This is a genomic window from Deltaproteobacteria bacterium, from assembly GCA_016875395.1.
Taxonomy (GTDB): domain Bacteria; phylum Myxococcota_A; class UBA9160; order UBA9160; family UBA6930; genus VGRF01.
Map to the genome: position 1 here is coordinate 20,824 of VGRF01000031.1, position 16,177 is coordinate 37,000.

Genomic DNA, 16,177 nt, shown 5'->3' on the forward strand with positions numbered 1-16,177 from the left:
TGCACCTTCACGCGATCAAGTGCACGTACGTCCCAGGTGCGCGCGCTTTGGACATCTAGCCGCAGCGCTCAATCAGGCGCTTCGCACGAGGAAAGACATGTCATCACCGCTGATCCTGTCTGAAGAACAAGAGCTGCTGCGCGACTCGGCGCGCGAGATGGTGCAGGCGAAGGCGCCGCTGAAGGAGACGCGGCGCATGCGCGACTCGCGCGATGCGGATGGCTTCTCGCGCGCACTGTGGAAGGAGGCGTGCGAGCTGGGCTGGGCGGGCATCCCGTTCGCGGAGGAAGTGGGCGGCGCGGGGCTCGGCTACGCGGAGCTCGGCATCGTGCTCGAGGAGCTGGGCCGCACGCTCGCGCCGACACCGCTGCTGAGCACGGTGGTGCTCGCGGGCAGCGCGGTGCAGCTCGCGGGCAGCGAGAAGCAGAAGAGCGAGATCCTGCGCGGCATCTGCGACGGATCGCGGCTGCTCGCGCTCGCGCATCAGGAGTCGCCGCGCTTCGCGCCGTATCGCTGCGCCACGCGCGCCGAGAAGACGGCTGGCGGCTGGAAGCTCACGGGCAAGAAGCTGTTCGTGCTCGATGGCCACATCGCGGACACGCTCGTGGTCGTCGCGCGCACGAGCGGCGCCGAGAGCGATCGCGACGGCCTCGCGCTCTTTCTCGTACCCGCGGCGCAGAAGGGCGTCGCGATCGCGCGCACCACGCTGATCGACGGCCGCAACGCGGCGCAGGTCGCGCTGAGCGGCGTCGAGATCGGCGCCGACGCTGCGCTCGGCGCCACCGGCGGCGCGGCGGACGTGCTCGACACCGTGTTCGATCGCGGCGCCGCGGCGCTCGCGTCGGAGATGATGGGCGGCATCCAGGAGGCGTTCGATCGCACGCTCGCGTACTTGAAGGCGCGCGATCAGTTCGGCGTGAAGATCGGCACGTTCCAGGCGCTGAAGCACCGCGCGGCCGACTGGTTCTGCGAGGTGGAGCTCGCGCGCGCGATCGTGCTCGAGGCGCTGCGCGCGATCGACGCCGGCGACAAGAACGCCGCGCGCCTCGTCTCCACCGCGAAGGCGCGCGCCAGCGACGCGTTCATCCTCTCGGGCGAAGAAGGCATCCAGATGCACGGCGGCATCGGCATGACCGACGAGGAGGACATCGGCCTGTTCCTGAAGCGCGCGCGCGCCGCGGAGCAGACGCTCGGCGATGCGGGGTATCACCGCGATCGCTTCGCGAAGCTCGGCGGTTATTAGGCCCACCGGGTGCGCGTCACGCGCCGCGCGCTCGTGAAGTCCGCTGCGGGCGCCGCTGCGCTCGCGGCGCTGCCAGCGAGGAGCCGCGCGATGAGCATCGAGCCCAGGCGCTGGGACGTGATCGTCGTGGGCGCCGGCGTGTTCGGCGCATGGACGGCGTGGCATCTCCAGCAGCGCGGCCAGCGCGTGCTGCTACTCGACGCGCACGGGCCCGCGCACGCGCGCGCGTCGAGCGGCGGCGAGTCGCGCATGACGCGCGGCAGCTACGGCGCGGACGAGATCTACACGCGCATGGCGCACGACTCGCTGGCGCAGTGGAAGTGGCTCTCGGAGCGCAGCGGGCTGCCGATCTTCCACGAGCTCGGCGTGCTGTTCTTCTTCGGGCAGCGCGAGAAGTACGTGGACGACACGCTGCGCGTCCACGCGAAGCTGAAGCTGCCCACGCGCGTGATGGAGCGACGGGAGCTGAAGGAGCGCTACCCGCAAGCCGTTTGGGAGGACGTCGCGCTCGGAATCTTCGAGCCCGAATTCGGCGCGCTGATGGCGCGGCGCGCGGTGCAGACGCTGGTGCGAGAGCTCCGCGCGAACGGCGGTGACTACGAAGCCGCCGAAGTTGCGCCGCCGGTGTTCGGAGCGGCGGCTCCCGGCGAAGTGCGGACGACCGGCGGCAACCAGTTCCTCGGCGAACGCTTCGTCTTCGCGTGCGGTCCGTGGCTCCCGAAGCTGTTCCCTGCGGAGCTCGGCGGCCGCATCTTCCCCACGCGCCAGGAAGTCTTCTTCTTCGCGCCGCCCGCCGGCGGCGACGCGTTCTCTCCTAACAAGCTCCCCGGCTGGGCCGACTTCAACGCCGGCGACATCTACTACGGCTTCCCCGACCTCGAAGCGCGCGGCTTCAAGATCGCGCACGACAAGCATGGCCCCGCGATCGATCCCGACCGCGGTGATCGCATCGCGAGCGCGGAGGGCCTCGCCGACGTGCGCGGCTACCTCGCGCGCCGCTTCCCCGCGCTCGCGGATGCGCCGTGCGTCGAGTCGCGCGTGTGCCAATACGAGAACAGCGCGAACGGCGACCTCTTGATCGACCGCCATCCCAGCGCGCAGAACGTGTGGCTCGTGGGCGCGGGCTCCGGCCACGGCTTCAAGCACGGCCCCGAAGTCGGGCGCATGGCGGCGGACCTCGTGCTCTCGGGCAGCGCGGCGACCGAGCCGCGCTTCAGCCTCGCGACCAAGGCGCAGCAGCAGAACAGGAGCGTGCACTGATGCCGGTTCTCAGCCACGAGGAACGCGACGCATTTCTCCGCGAGCCGGGTCTGCTCATGCGCTTCGCGACGATCCAGCCGGATGGCGCGCCTTACGCGACGGCGATCTGGTACGCGTTCGAAGAAGGCGCGCTCTGGTTCACGCCGCGCAAAGAATCCGTGTGGCGCCAGCACTTGTTACGAGATCCGCGCATCGCACTCGTGATCGACGAGCAGGCGCTGCCGTACCGCAAGGTCGTGATCGAGGGCCGCGCGCAGCTCGCGTATGACCTCGGCCGCGACGCCGAGTGGCGCGAGCGCTACCGCCGTATCGCCGAGCGCTACGTGCCGCCCGACGGCGCGCAGCACTACATTACGGAGACGCTCGACGAGACGCGCGCGCTCTTCACGCTGCCACTCGCCCTCGCGAAGGTGCGCACGTGGCGCATGCCCGTCGGCGACGAGGACTACTCCGGCATCTGGGCGCAGCGCTACTTCGCGGAAGGCACCAAGCTGCGGAAGAAGTGAGCCTCAGCGCTCCTTCGCGCGAATCCCCACCGCGCTCGCCGCCACCATGCCCGTGTCGATCCACTCGCGCGCGGCGGAGCGCAGGCCGCCGTTCGTGGCGAGCTCGGCATCACGGCGGCGGCGTCGCGCTCTTCGGCGGCGAAGCGGATCCGCAGCGCGTCGAGCTCGATCGCGCAGTCGCGGACGTTCTCGGAAGCGATCAGCGCCTCGAAGGCGCGGCCGAGTTGCCGCTTGTCTGCGAGCTCGAGCGTGTGAACGAGCATGCGATGGCTCCTCGCTGGGGGTCGAGTGCGGGCGCAGCATCGACGTCAGCGCGAGCTGCGTCCGTGGCGCGCGTCACGGGGGCGCGAGGAATCGCGATAGCATGCGCCCATTCAACCAGGAGACGCCGCGATGGCGATGAACGTGCAGCCGATTCCGAACGTGAGCGACCGCATCAACCAGATCCGCCACCTGACCGCGCAGATCATCAACAAGGAGATTCTCCCCCACGAGAACGAGATCTGGGCGGCGCGCAGCGCCGGCGCCAGCGCCGAAGACCGCAAGCACGCGCACGAGCTGCGCGAGGGCGTGAAGTCGAAGGTGAAGCAGGCGGGCCTGTGGGCGCCGCACCTCCCCGAGCAGTACGGCGGGTGCGGGCTCGGCTTCCTCGAGCACGCCTACATGAACGAGGTGCTCGCCTACTGCGTCGGCGCCGCGGCGCTGTTCGGCGTGGTCGCGCCGAACTCGGGCAATCAGAAGATCCTCGCGCAGTACGGCACGAAGGAGCAGATCGAGAAGTGGCTCATCCCGCTCACCGAGGGGAAGATGGAGTCGGGCTTCTCGATGACGGAGCCGAATCAGCCGGGCTCGGACCCGCGCTCGCTGAAGACGACGGCGCGGCGCGAAGGCAACGAGTGGGTGATCAACGGCCACAAGTGGTTCACGTCGAACGGCAAGCGCGCGGACTTCTTCATCGTGATGTGCCGAACCGACGACCCGAACGGCCCGGCAGATCGCAACGGCAAGATGACGCAGATCATCGTGCCCAAGAAGACGCCGGGCGTGAACATCGTGCGCAGCGTGCCCGTGTGGGGCCACGACGGCGATCACTGCGAGATCATCTACGACAACGTGCGCGTGCCCGTCGAGAATCAGCTCGGCAAGACGGGCTCCGGTCACGCCGCAGCGCAGGACCGACTCGGCGCGGGCCGCGTGTACCACTGCATGAACTCGATCGGCCAGATGTGGCGCGCGTTCGATCTGATGGTGCAGCGCATGGCGACGCGCGAAGTGCACGGCGGCAAGCTCGCGACGAAGCAGTTCATGCAGGGCTTCATCGCGGACTCGTACATCGACCTGCAGGCCGCGCGGCTCATGACGATCCACTGCGCCGAGCGCATGGATGTCGGCCTCGACGCGCGCACGGAGATCTCGGCGATCAAGATCTTCGTGCCCGAGGCCTACACGCGCGTGGTCGATCGCGCGATCCAAGTCTGGGGCGCCGCCGGCGTGTCCGGCGACCTGCCGCTCGCGGGCATGTACCAGGGCGCGCGCACGCTGCGCATCGCCGACGGTCCGGACGAGGTGCACAAGATCCTGATCGCGAAGAACGTCCTGAAGCGTTACGCGGACGGGGAGGGCTGGGACTTCGGGAACTAGTCCTCGGTTGTTAGGGCGGGCGCCTGAGCTCGTGGCTCAGGCGCCCGTTTCGTTTTGGTTGTTGCTGGCGCGTCGTTGCATCGAGCCCGCTGTCGGCTCCGGCGGGCCCACGCCTGCGGCGGCCATCTGTTCCTCCTCGGCGTGGGCCCGCTCTCCGCCGACAGCGGACGCGCATCCGGGAACCCGAGTCGGCCGGACACGCTCTACTTGGGTTGGGTGACGCTCGGGGGCCGTTGAGGCCCCCTCGCGTCACTGCGCTTCGAGGAGGCGCGTGCAACGGGGACGTACGTGCATCTCTCCGCGGCGATGTGAGCGCGCGGCGCCCGCTGCTGTCCGCGTCATGCGCGCTCGCTCGCCGCGTCGGCGTTTCGCGCCCGCTCCGCGACGCGCGCTTCGATGCGTTGCCAGAGCGCGTCGAGCTCGTCGCCGAGATCGTGGCCGAGGATGCGCGCGAGCTCGCGGCGGTAGTCGGCGGCGGTCGTGAGCTCGCGCTTCGTCATCACGCCATCGCGGAGGTCGAAGTGCGTGGCGTCGCGCAGTGCGCGGAAGCCGTCCGTGGTGCGGCGGCTCGCGAAGCAGAGCTGCACGAAGAACGAGGCGGCGTCCGTTTGGAGCGCGCGGCAGGTCGGCTCGTACCACGCGAGGTCGCGCGGCTCCTCCGTGAAGTCGAAGCTGCGCGCGAGACCGTGGGCGTGGTTGTGGAAGCGCCACCACGCGCCATCCAGGCGTTCGAGGCGAAACTCGAGCGGGCCCTCGCGCCACGTGCGCGCTTCGAGGGGGAACGGCTCGAGCGGGCCGTCCATGAGGCCCACGTCGACGACATAGCGCCGCTCGAGGTCGACGAGGCCGACCATGTGGTTGCCGACCGCCGCGTCCCCGATCAGCTCGCGAGCGACGGCGCCGCCGACGCGCGTCGTCGCGAAGCCGAGCTCGCGGAACATGCGCGTCATCAGGCCGTTCATCTCGTAACACCAGCCGCCCCGGCGCCGGCGCACGAGCTTGTCGAAGAACGCGTCCTCGCCGATCACGTTGCTGCGGCCCAGCTGGATCTCGAGCGTCTCGTACGGGATCGCGAGGATGTGCGCGCGGTGAATCGCGCCGAGCGTCGCGAGGTCGCGCGCGGCGGCGCCGCCGTAGCCGATGCGCGCGAAGTAGGCGTCGAGCAGCGCGGCGTTCAGAGGCACGCGTAGGTCGCGTCGAGCAGCGTGAGGGAGCGCGGGTCGCCCATCAGGTTCGGGAACATCTGGTTCATCGCGTAGCCGATGCCGAGCTTCGCGTCGGGGTCCGCGGCGCCGAACGCGCCGCCCCATCCCGCGTGCGCAAACGTCGAGTCATTGGGTCCGTAGATGCCGAGGCCGTTCAGCATCCAGCCCGCGGCCCACGGCGTCGGCACTTGCAGCACGAGGTCGGTGCCCTGGACGCGCTCGCGCCGCGCTTCGGCGAGTGTCGCCGCCGACAGGTAGCGGCGGCCGTCCTGCTCGCCGCCGCGCGCGAGCATTCCGTAGATGCGGGCGAGCGCCTTCGCGTTCGTATGCCCATTCGCGGCCGGCAGCTCGCACGCGCGCCACCAGCGCTCGTTCGGCAGCGCGGGATCGAGCGGCGGATTGCCGAGCGCCGCCTTCGCCGCGGGGTGCTCGGGCAGCGGCATGTTGGCTCCGCCCTCCGGCGGCACGATCTCGGCGGCGCGCGCGTTCTCGGACTCCGGCAGCCCGATCCACGCATCCGCGCCGAGCGGCTCGGCGATCTCGCGACGGAAGAATTCGCCGAGTGTCAGGCCGATCGTGCGCCGAACGAGCTCGCCGGTGAGGAAGCCGTGCGTGATCGCGTGATAGCCGCTTTGGCCTGGCGAGAAGAACGGCGCCTGCGCGGCGAGCAGGCGCGCGATCTTGTCGTGATCGGCGTAGTCGCGAGCGACGATCGGCTCGCGCAGCCCCGACAGGCCACCCTGATGACTCAGCAGCTGCGCCACGGTGAGCGCGCCTTTGCCGCTCGCCCCGAACTCCGGCCACACGCTCGCGACGGTCTGCTCGTACGAGAGCTTGCCGCGCTCGACCAGCAGCGCGACGCAAAGCGAGGCGAGGCCCTTCGTCGTGGACCACACGTTCACGAGCGTGTCCGCGCTCCACGGCTTCGTGCGCGCGCGATCTCGGAAGCCGCCGTACAGGTCGACGACCAGCGCGCCGTCGCGCACCACCGCGTACGAGGCGCCGACCTCGCGGCCTTGCTCGAAGTTCGCGGTGAAGGCGTCGCGCACGCGCTCGAAGCCGGGGGCAGTGAATCCGTTGACTCGCGAGGTCGTCATCAGAAGTCTCCTTTAACAGCGCAGATGTGAAGACTACGCTGCCGCAACTCCGCGAGGCGTCGCCCATGAGAATTCGCTTGCGCTCGCTGTTCGCCGCGATCGTCGTCATCAGCGGCGGTGGCCTGCTCGCGGCTCCCCGCCAGGAGCCGGTGCCGATGACGGTGAGTGCCGCGGACATCGCCGCGCTCGAGCGCGCGCGGGACAAGCGCCCGAACAGCCACGAGCGCCGGGACGAGCTCGCGCTCGCCTACTACCGCTTCGCGCGCGCTGCCCTCGATCGCCGCGAGTTCCCCGCCTACGAGCGCAACCTCGAGCTCGCGATGAACGAGTGGATCGAGAGCCTGCGAGTCGAGCCGCGCAATCCGAGCCCGCACATCTTCATGGGCATCGTGAGCGCCTATCAGGGCCGCATCGACGATGCGCTCGACAGCATGCACAACGCGCGCGCGCTGTCGCCGTCCGACGGCATCGCGTACACGAACATCGCGGAGACGCTGATCTACGCGGGCCGCGACGCGCGCGAAGTGGAGACCTGGCTCGCGCGCGGCGAACGCATGGGCGTGAACCCCGCGATCGTCGAGCTCAACTACTGCCTGCTGCGCTGGCGCGACGGCAACCTCGAATCCGCCGCGCGCAACTTCCATCGCGCCGCGAAGCTGGATCCAGAAGTCGTACGCGTGTGGAACGAGGCGCCCGTCGCGACGCCGATCAAGACCTTCGAGGATCTGCGGCACTACTGCTGCGGCAGCCCCGCCTGTGGTCCTTACCTCGCTCGCGCGTGCCAGCTCTCGCAGGAGGAGGTCGCGAAGCGCGAGATTCCCGAAGAGACGGCGCTGCGCGAGCTGCGCATCGAAATGAAGCGGCGTCGCGAGCTCGAGCGCATCTATCGCGAGCGGCGTGAGCTCGATGTGCGCGTGAAGGACGCGGAGGAGGCGCCGAAGCCAGCTCCGGAAGCCGCAACTGGGCCAGCACCGAAGTAGTCGCGGCGCTACTCGCTCGCCTTTGGCGGCGGCGCCGCGCGCTTCAGGTGCGCGGGCACGTCGAGCTTCGCGCGCATCAGCGCGTGTAGCTGAGAGCGCAGGATCTCCGGTGTCCAGCCGTACATGCCTTCGTCGGCGCGCGCGCCGATCGGCTTCTTGCACATCGCCGCGCGGCGTCCCCACAACAACAGGTGCGGCGTCTGCTCTTCGCGCGCGACGCGCAGCTCGGCGCACATCGCGGGGCTCTCGTCGGCGTGCTCGCCGCAGATCACGATCACCGCGTCCGCGCCGCCGATGCGTTCGCGAAGCGTTACGTCGTCGGATTCCGTCGCGAGCTCGGAGCAGGCCGCGACCGTGAAGAGCGTGCCCGAGCGCGCTTCGGCGGCGAGGCGTTCGCGCAGGTCGCCGTCGTGCGCGCGGTCGTAGCTCACGAACACACGCGCGCGCTGCGAGCGCATCAGGCGCCGCGCTTCTGCGCGTCGGAGGGAGCTGGCGCGGCGCCATATGCCGCGAGGTCGTCCGCGCTCGCGACCTCGCTCGCGCGCTCGTCCTTCTTTTCGCGCTTCTGCTCGCGCTTCAGCGCGGCCTTCTCGGCCTTCTTCTGCTCGCGAGCGCGTTTCTGCATCGACATGCGTGCGGTGTTCGCCAAGGGGAATCTCCGAGAGCGAGAGAGCGCAGGCCCGTTCGCACGGGCCCGCGCCTCTTTGTTGCGGGCTAGCGCCGGCCGCCGCGGAAGCCGCCGCCACCGCCGCCGAAGCCGCGGTCACCGCCGCCGCCCGCGCGGCGGTCCTGGGCTTCGTTCACGCGCAGGGCGCGGCCGCCGAGCTGCGTGCCGTCGAGCGCCTTGATCGCGTCCGCCGCAGCGTTCGCGTCGGCCATCTCGACGAACGCGAAGCCGCGCGGTCGGCCGGTCTCGCGGTCGGTCACGACCGCCACCGAGTCGACGCCGCCGTGGCGTGTGAACAGAGCGCGCAGCTCGTCCTCGGTGGAAGTGAAGGGGAGGTTGCCTACGTAGATCTTCTTGCCCATTCGGGCTCCTTTGCGCGCGAGCTTGAAGCTGCGCGCAATTCGCTCCGGCCCGCGCCCAGACAGTCCGCGCGCGAGGGTTCCGTCGCTGTGTGGTCCGCGGCGACGGCCTTGGCAGTCACTCGTCGGGCGAGAGCGAATTCGACGGAAAACAGGTCGGGCTGTTGCCAAGGCCAGCGGGCCGGCGGACGCCTCTCGCGCGGCGCACCTTAGGCGTTGCTTCTCCAAAGCGCCCCTCGGCGCTGGCACGCTCGATGCTGCGACCCTGACGCAGGCGGCCAAAGGGGGCGTAAGTCCCCGCGAGCGGCCGCATTGCGAGGCGACCATGAGGCGATTGCGTGCGCTCGATGCGGCGTTTCTCTACGCGGAAACAGCGGAGGCGCCGATGCACGCCGCCGCGCTTCAGATCTTCGAGCCCGCCGCGGCCGGCGGCGACTTCTTCAACGGCTTCCGCACGCACCTGCGGGAGCGGCTGGCGCTGCTCCCGCATCTGCACGAGCACCTGCACGAGACCCCGCTCGGGCTCGATCATCCGGTGTGGGTGGCGGACTCCCACGTCGAGCTCGCGCGCCACATTCGACTCGATCGCCTGCCGCCTCCGGGCTCGCTCACGCAGCTGACGCGCCTGTGCGAGGCGCTGTATCCGCCGCTGCTCGATCGCTCGCGCCCGCTGTGGGACTACACGGTGATCGAGGGCCTCGAGCGCGGGCGCGTCGCCGTGTTCGGCAAGGCGCACCACGCCTGCCTCGACGGCATGGCGGCGCAGGCGGTGTTCGAGACGCTGTTCAGCCGCACGCCGGAGACCCCGCCACCGCCGCGCGCGCACGAGCTGCACGAGCGCGAGCCGGGGCCGGTGCAGTTGTACGGGACGCCTTCGCGCACCTGCGCGAGCAGCCGAGCCGCTCACTGCGCGCGCTACCCGACCTCGCGCGCGCGGCGTGGAAGCTGAGCGCGCGCGCGTGGGAGCGCCGCGGCGGGCCGGCGACGCCGCACACGCGCTTCAACGTCGCGGTCTCAGACCAGCGCCGCTTCGAGGTCGCGTCGCTCTCGCTCGCGCGCGTGCGTGCGCTCGCGCGGGCGGAGCGCGTCAGCGTGAACGACGTGGTGATGGCGGTCTGCGGCGGCGCGCTGCGCGCCTACTTGCAGGAGAAGCGCGAGCTGCCCGAGGAGCCGCTGATCGCGTTTGCGCCGGTCTCGATGCGCGCGAAGGGCGACTCGAGCGCGAACAATCAGGTGTTCGGGATGCTCACGTCGCTCGCGACCGACGTCGCCGATCCGATCGAGCGGGTCCACGCCGTGCACGCCTCGGCGAAGGACGCCAAGGCGCTCGTGGAGGATCTGCGCGCAGTCGCGCCCGAGGACATCGCGCTGCCCGGCGCGGCGGCGCTGATTCCGGCGCTCGTGCAGCTCGCCTTCGCGCTGCACGTCACCGAGCGCGCGCCGTTCTGCAACGTCGTGATCTCGAACGTGCCCGGCATCCCGCACCCGGCCTACATGCGCGGCGCGCGCATGGTCGCCGAGTACCCGATGTCGATCGTGACCAATGGCGCCGCGCTGAACATCACCGTGATGGGCGTCGAGGACGCGCTCGACTTCGGGCTCGTCGCCTGCGCGCGCGCGGTGCCCGACCTCGACACGCTGCGCGACGCGCTGGTGGAGTCGTTCCGCGAGCTCGAGAAGACGGCGGCGCCGCTGGAGGCGAAGCGCGCGTGAGCGCGCGGCCCGCGCGCGCCGCACTACCGTGCGCCCATGCACGAATCGCTGCTCATCGCCTGCACTCGTGGCCCCGCTGCGAGCGCGCTCGCGAGCACGCTAGGCGCCGGACTTCTCGCGCTGCCCGATGAGGTGGACGCGCTCGAAGCCTGGCGCGAGCGCGAAGCCGGTGGCGCGAAGTGCGCGCGCATCGCGGTCGGGCTCATGCACGGGCGCGAGATCTCCGCACGCGCGTTGTTAGGGGTCGACCCCGCGAGCTGGCTCGCGCGCGCGGAGGACCCGATCGCGCGCTGGGTGTTCGCGCTCGGCGTCGCCGCGGCGCGCTGCTGGGACGACGGCGCGATCGTCGCGGTGATCGACCGCCCGGCGCCGCTCGATTGCGCCGGCTTCGCACCCGAGAGCGCGGCTGCCGACGCCGCGTGCGCGCTGGTGCGCTCCCTTGCGCGCTCCGAGGGCGCTCGCGGTGTGCGCGTGAACGCTGTGGTGACGAGCGCGCGGCTCGCGCCCGCAACGCCCGTCGCGCCTGCGCCGCCCCTCGCGAGCTTCCCCGGCAGGCTCGAGCGCGAGGTCGTGGGCGCGGTGCGCATGCTGCTCGCGGACGACGCGAGCGGAGTCACGGGCCAAGTCATCGCCGCGGATTGCGGGAGAACTTGGTGAGCGCGCGAGTCGTCGCGGTGACGGGCGCGAGCGGCGGCGTCGGCCGCGGCATCGCGCTCGCGTGCGGTGCTGCAGGCTGGCACGTGTGGATCGCGGCTCGGCGCGCCGCCGAGGGCGAAGCGGTCGCGCGCGGGGTCGACGCCGCGGGCGGAGCCGGGCGCTTCGTCGCGTGCGACGTCGCGGACGAAGTCTCGGTGGAGCGCGCGATCGCGGAAGTCGTCGCGCGCGACGGACGCCTCGACGCGATCGCTCACAACGCGACGAGCGCGCTCTCGCCGAAGCCGACCACGCTGCGCGACGTCTCGCTCGCCGACGTGCGCGATCACCTCGCCGTCTCGCTGCGCGGCGCGTACTGGCTCGCGCGCGCGGCGCATCCGCATCTGCGTACGGCCCGCGGCGCCTACTTGTTGTTGACCTCGGAGGCGGGCTTCGAGGGCAAGGCGCGGCTCCCGATCTACGCCGCCGCGAAGGCTGCACAGCGCGGCTTCGCACGCGCGCTCGCGCGCGAGTGGGGCGCCGACGGAATTCGCGTGAACTGCCTCGCGCCGCTCGCGAACAGCCCCGCGATGGAGCGCGCCTTCGCGCTCGATCCCGCGATGCAGGCGCGCGTTCTGGGCCGAAACCCGCTCGGCGCCCTCGGCGACGAGATCGCCGACGTCGGCGCCGCCGCGCGCTTCCTCCTCTCGGACGACGCTCGCTACGTCACCGGCCACACGCTGATGGCGGACGGCGGGAGCTGCCCCGTCACATGACCGCCATCGACTTCGACCCGTTCGACCCTCGTTGGTTCGAGGATCCTTATCCCGCTTATCAGGCGCTGCGCAGAGAGGCGCCCGCGTACAAGCGCGCGAACGCGCAGCCGCGCGTGTGGCCGCACTACTGGATGCTCACGCGCGCGGCGGACGTGAACGCGGCGCTCGAGGATTGGCGCACGTTCTCGTCGGCGCGCGGCACACTCGTCGACACCGACATCACGCTGATCCCTCCGAACATCTTCAACATGGATCCGCCGCGGCACGACGAGCTGCGCGCGCTGCTCGCGCGCGTGCTCGCGCCGGCGCGCGTCGCGTCGCTCGAGGCGGGCGTGCGCGAGTACGCGCGCACGCTTGCGCGTGAGCTGCGCGAGAAGCGGCGCTTCGACGTGGCGACCGAGTTCGCGCAGCTGATCCCGACGATCACGATGTGCGAGCTGATGGATCTGCCGCGCAGCGAGCGCGAGCGCTTTCTCGCGTGGAACCTCGCGACGCTCGCGGGCGCGGATTTCACGAGCGCCGCGGCGCTCGCGGCCTACGCCGAGATGGCCGACTACTGGCGCGCGCTCGTTGCGGAGCGCCGGAAGCGGCCGGGCGCGGACTTGATCTCGCAGATCCTCCACACCGAGGTGCGCGGCGCGGCGCTCACGGACGCAGAGATCGGGGGGTTCTGTTCGCTGCTTCACGACGCGGCGCAGAACACGACGATGAACATGATCGCGAACGCGGTGATCGCGCTGGCGCGAAATCCCGCGCAGCTCAGCAAGCTCGCAGCGAATCCCGCTCTCTGGACGAGCGCGGTCGACGAGTTGTTGCGCTTCATCTCGCCGGTGCAGGGCCTCGCGCGGACTGCGACGCGCGACATCGAGATCGCGGGCGTGACGATTCCAGAGGGCGATCAGGTGCTGCTGCTCTATGGCTCGGCGAATCACGACGAGGCGGTCTTCGAGAACCCCGACACGCTCGACTTCGATCGCCCGAGTCGCTTCCACTGGGCGTTCGGTCACGGCATTCACACCTGCCTCGGCGCCTCCGCGGCGCGGCTCGAAGTGCGCGTGGCACTGCAGGAACTGCTGAGCGCGCTCGGGGAGTTCGCCGTCGAGGAGCGCGGCATCGTGCGCAATCAGCTCGTGCCGACGCGCGGCGTGGCGCATGCGCCCGTCGTCGTGGGCGTGAGTCGTTAGGGGGCGGCATGCGCAGACTCGAGAACCGCGTCGCGATCGTGACGGGCGGCGGCTCGGGCATCGGGCGTGCGACTGCGCTCGCGCTCGCGCGCGAAGGCGCCGCGGTGCTCGTCGCCGACATCTCGCGCGAGCGCGCGGAGGAGGTCGCGGCGGAGGTGCGCGCTGCGGGCGGCGCTGCGCGCGCGCGCGTTGCCGACGTTGCGGACGAAGCCTCGGTCGCGGCGATGGTGGCGGCAGCCGTCGCGGCGTTCGGCGGTCTCGACATCCTCCACAACAACGCCGCTGCGACCGACTGGGCGGTAATGGGCGGCGACGGCGAAGTCGCGCAGCTCGACCTCGCGATCTGGGAGCGCACGCTCGCTGTGAACCTGCGTGGCCCGTTTCTCGGTTGCAAGCACGCGATCCCCGCGCTGCTCGCGCGCGGCCGCGGCGCGATCGTGAACACGTCGTCCGCGTCGGGCCTCACGGGGGACCTCGTGCGCACGGCCTACGGCGTCTCGAAGGCGGGCCTCGCGGTGCTCACCCAGTCGGTCGCGACGCAGTACGGCAAGCGCGGCATTCGCTGCAACGCGATTGCGCCCGGCGTGATCGAGACGCCCGCGTTGCGCCAGAACGTGGCGCCCGAGCAGATCGCGCTGTACGAGCGCCACCACCTGACGCCGCGCCTCGGCTCGCCCGATGACATCGCGAACGCTGTCGTGTTCCTCGCATCCGACGACGCCGCGTTCATTACGGGGCAAGTGATCTCGGTCGACGGCGGGTTGCTCGCGCACCACCCGACCGTCGCCGAAGTGCGCGGCCTCGCGGAGAAGGAGCCGTGAGCGACTTCGCGTTCGATCCCTTCGACCCGAAGCAGACGCAGCACATGTGGGATCGCCTCGCGCGCATGCGGCGGGAGGCGCCGGTCACGCGGCCGATTCCCGGCTTCGTGTTCGTCGCGCGCTACCACGACGTGAGGGCGGTGTTCCGCGACACCGTGACGTACTCCGCGCGCGAGGGATTTCGCGGGCCTGGCGTCGTGCTGCCATACGAAGAGAGCTTCCTCGGCGAGCTCGATCCGCCGGAACACCCGAAGCTGCGCATGCTGATGATGCAGGCGTTTCGCCCTGGCATGGAGCGCGCAGCGGAGCCGTTCACGCGCGCGTGGGCGTCGCGCAAGCTCGACGCGATCGCGGCGAAGGGCGGCGGCGATCTCGTCTCCGAGCTCGGGATTCATCTCCCGCCCGCGGTGACGGCGCACATGCTCGGCATCCCGACCGAGCACATCGAGCGCGTGGGGCAGTGGGGCTTCGAGCTGCTGCACTCGACGTGGCCGCAGCTGAATCGCACCGAGCGCGGCGAAGGCCTCGGCGGCGCGTTCCCGGAGCTCGCGCAGTTCCTCGACGAGCAGATCGAGCGACGCCGCGAGAGCTCGAACCCACCCGACGATCTGATCACCCGCATGACGCGCGCCGAAGTCGACGGACGCAAGCTCTCCTCGCTGCAGATCCGCACGCTGTGCGCGAACTGCCTGCTCGCGAGCCAGAGCACCGCGAACCTCGTGGGCAACTTGCTCTACCGCTTCGCGAGCGACGTCGAGCTCGAGCGCCGCTTGCGCGCGCAGCCGAGCCTAATCACTTCCGCGGTCGAAGAGTCGCTGCGCTTCGACGCGCCGGTGCTCTTTCTCTTCCGCACGGCGCGCATCGATCACGAGATCGCCCGCGTGCCGGTGCGCGCGGGCGAACGCATCATCATGGGCATCGCGTCGGGCAATCGCGACGAGACGGTGTGGGAGCGCGCGGACGAGTTCTGGCTCGAGCGCGACTGGAAGCGCGCCCCGGAGATCCTCACGTTCGGCCCCGGCCCGCATTTGTGCCTCGGCAACCAGATCGCGCGCATTGAAGCGCGCGTGGTGCTGGAGCTCGTGATCGAGAAGTTCGCGCCGAGGGCGCTGCGGATGGCAAAGGGCTTCACGCGCGCGCTCGTGCCAATGTTCCTCGAGTACGGACCGGAGAGTCTCGAGGTCGCGATCGACTGAGGGCGAAGGAGTGGTGATGCGAGGGCTCGTTGCGCTGGTGTGCGGACTCCTGGTTACGAGCACTGCCATTGCGGAGCCGCCCGCCCAGTACGGATCGAACCCCGCTGCCGCCGCCACCTTCGTGCACGAGGGCGTGACGCTCTACTTCGAGACTTACGGATCCGGCGAGCCGCTGCTGATCGTGCACGGCAATGGCGGCAGCATCGCCGACGTCGCGGCGCAGATCGCCCACTTCCAGCGCTCGCGCCGAGTGATCGCGATGGACAGCCGCGATCACGGCCGCTCGAGCGACAGCGCGGATCCGATCACGTACGAGAGGATGGCCGACGACCTCGCGGCACTGATCGATCACCTCGGCACAGGTCCGGTAGACGTCGTCGGCTGGAGCGATGGTGGAATCGAGGCGCTGCTGCTCGGCATTCGCCACCCGGCGAAGGTGCGGAAGCTCGTCGCGATGGCTGCGAACCTGAACCCGACCACGCAAGCGGTCCATCCCGAGACGATTGCCGCTTTCGAGCCGGCGCTCGCGAGCATTCCTGAAGGCGACGATGCGACGCCCGCGCAGCGCCGCGAGCGCAAGACGTTCGAGCTCGTCTTCCGCGAGCCGAACATCGCGCCGGCGGCACTCGCCGCGATCGCGGCTCCGACGCTCGTGATCGCGGGCGACCACGATCTGATCCGCGACGAGCACACGGTCGAGATTTTTCAGCATCTCCCGAACGCGCAGCTCGCGATTCTTCCGAACGCGACGCACTTCGTACCCTACGACGATCCCGCGACGTTCAACGCCGTCGTCGAGCGCTTTCTCGTCACGCCGTTCGTGAAGCGCGACCGCGCCAAGGATGCGCTCGATTCGCTCGCGCGGATGCGTGCGAGTGCAGCGAGACCATAGGAGG

At 70.6% G+C, this 16,177-nt stretch carries 17 protein-coding genes; 12 read left to right on the plus strand and 5 right to left on the minus strand.

Going from position 1 to position 16,177, the window contains the following annotated elements; all coding sequences use genetic code 11:
- Positions 1-97: 97 nt before the first annotated feature.
- The 4 genes from FJ091_18710 (at position 98) to FJ091_18725 (ending at position 4,650) form a co-directional block, all read left to right on the plus strand.
- Positions 98-1,243 carry an acyl-CoA dehydrogenase family protein gene (locus tag FJ091_18710; protein MBM4385390.1) on the plus strand — a complete coding sequence of 382 codons (1,146 nt, stop codon included), beginning with the start codon at positions 98-100 and terminating at the stop codon, positions 1,241-1,243.
- Between the two features lie 90 nt (positions 1,244-1,333).
- On the plus strand, positions 1,334-2,503 hold the full coding sequence (locus FJ091_18715) for an FAD-dependent oxidoreductase (GenBank protein MBM4385391.1): 1,170 nt from the start codon (positions 1,334-1,336) through the stop codon (positions 2,501-2,503).
- The gene (locus tag FJ091_18720; protein ID MBM4385392.1) at positions 2,503-3,009 is read left to right on the plus strand and encodes a pyridoxamine 5'-phosphate oxidase family protein; all 507 of its coding nucleotides are present in this window, start codon (positions 2,503-2,505) and stop codon (positions 3,007-3,009) included. Before FJ091_18715 ends, FJ091_18720 begins: the two co-directional genes overlap by 1 nt.
- A gap of 399 nt (positions 3,010-3,408) precedes the next feature.
- A complete protein-coding gene (locus tag FJ091_18725) occupies positions 3,409-4,650 on the plus strand; it encodes an acyl-CoA dehydrogenase family protein (GenBank protein MBM4385393.1) in 1,242 nt (413 codons plus the stop codon).
- Positions 4,651-4,988: 338 nt separating this feature from the next.
- Here FJ091_18725 and FJ091_18730 read toward each other — a convergent pair whose 3' ends face one another.
- Positions 4,989-5,834, minus strand: coding sequence for an arylamine N-acetyltransferase (locus tag FJ091_18730; GenBank protein ID MBM4385394.1), 846 nt, complete (start codon positions 5,832-5,834; stop codon positions 4,989-4,991).
- Entirely contained in the window at positions 5,825-6,952 is a 1,128-nt protein-coding gene (locus FJ091_18735) for a beta-lactamase family protein (protein ID MBM4385395.1), read from the minus strand. Before FJ091_18735 ends, FJ091_18730 begins: the two co-directional genes overlap by 10 nt.
- Positions 6,953-7,017: 65 nt before the next feature.
- Between FJ091_18735 and FJ091_18740 the strand changes: the two genes are divergently transcribed.
- On the plus strand, positions 7,018-7,932 hold the full coding sequence (locus FJ091_18740; GenBank protein ID MBM4385396.1) for a hypothetical protein: 915 nt from the start codon (positions 7,018-7,020) through the stop codon (positions 7,930-7,932).
- Between the two features lie 8 nt (positions 7,933-7,940).
- Here the strand turns inward: FJ091_18740 and FJ091_18745 are convergent, their stop codons facing one another.
- The 3 genes from FJ091_18745 to FJ091_18755 form a co-directional block, all read right to left on the minus strand.
- Complete coding sequence (locus tag FJ091_18745) at positions 7,941-8,390, minus strand: hypothetical protein (protein ID MBM4385397.1); 450 nt, start codon at positions 8,388-8,390, stop codon at positions 7,941-7,943.
- Positions 8,390-8,581: a hypothetical protein gene (locus FJ091_18750; protein ID MBM4385398.1), complete on the minus strand. Its 192-nt coding sequence runs from the start codon at positions 8,579-8,581 to the stop codon at positions 8,390-8,392. The genes FJ091_18745 and FJ091_18750 overlap by 1 nt, the downstream gene beginning before the upstream one ends.
- A 65-nt stretch (positions 8,582-8,646) precedes the next feature.
- Positions 8,647-8,961, minus strand: a complete 315-nt coding sequence (locus FJ091_18755) for an RNA-binding protein (protein ID MBM4385399.1) — start codon at positions 8,959-8,961, stop codon at positions 8,647-8,649.
- Positions 8,962-9,630: 669 nt separating this feature from the next.
- On the opposite strand from FJ091_18755, the gene FJ091_18760 reads away from it, so the two are divergent.
- The 7 genes from FJ091_18760 to FJ091_18790 are packed head-to-tail and all read left to right on the plus strand — an operon-like array spanning position 9,631 to position 16,173.
- A complete protein-coding gene (locus FJ091_18760; protein MBM4385400.1) occupies positions 9,631-10,671 on the plus strand; it encodes a DUF1298 domain-containing protein in 1,041 nt (346 codons plus the stop codon).
- 36 nt (positions 10,672-10,707) lie between these two features.
- Positions 10,708-11,328 carry an SDR family oxidoreductase gene (locus FJ091_18765; GenBank protein MBM4385401.1) on the plus strand — a complete coding sequence of 207 codons (621 nt, stop codon included), beginning with the start codon at positions 10,708-10,710 and terminating at the stop codon, positions 11,326-11,328.
- A gap of 17 nt (positions 11,329-11,345) precedes the next feature.
- On the plus strand, positions 11,346-12,080 hold the full coding sequence (locus FJ091_18770; GenBank protein MBM4385402.1) for an SDR family oxidoreductase: 735 nt from the start codon (positions 11,346-11,348) through the stop codon (positions 12,078-12,080).
- Positions 12,077-13,264, plus strand: a complete 1,188-nt coding sequence (locus FJ091_18775) for a cytochrome P450 (GenBank protein MBM4385403.1) — start codon at positions 12,077-12,079, stop codon at positions 13,262-13,264. The genes FJ091_18770 and FJ091_18775 overlap by 4 nt, the downstream gene beginning before the upstream one ends.
- 8 nt (positions 13,265-13,272) lie before the next feature.
- Positions 13,273-14,085 (plus strand): SDR family oxidoreductase, encoded by an 813-nt coding sequence (locus FJ091_18780; GenBank protein MBM4385404.1) that lies wholly within the window; start codon positions 13,273-13,275, stop codon positions 14,083-14,085.
- Positions 14,082-15,281, plus strand: a complete 1,200-nt coding sequence (locus tag FJ091_18785; protein MBM4385405.1) for a cytochrome P450 — start codon at positions 14,082-14,084, stop codon at positions 15,279-15,281. The genes FJ091_18780 and FJ091_18785 overlap by 4 nt, the downstream gene beginning before the upstream one ends.
- A 16-nt stretch (positions 15,282-15,297) precedes the next feature.
- On the plus strand, positions 15,298-16,173 hold the full coding sequence (locus FJ091_18790; protein MBM4385406.1) for an alpha/beta hydrolase: 876 nt from the start codon (positions 15,298-15,300) through the stop codon (positions 16,171-16,173).
- The last annotated feature ends 4 nt before the right edge of the window (positions 16,174-16,177 follow it).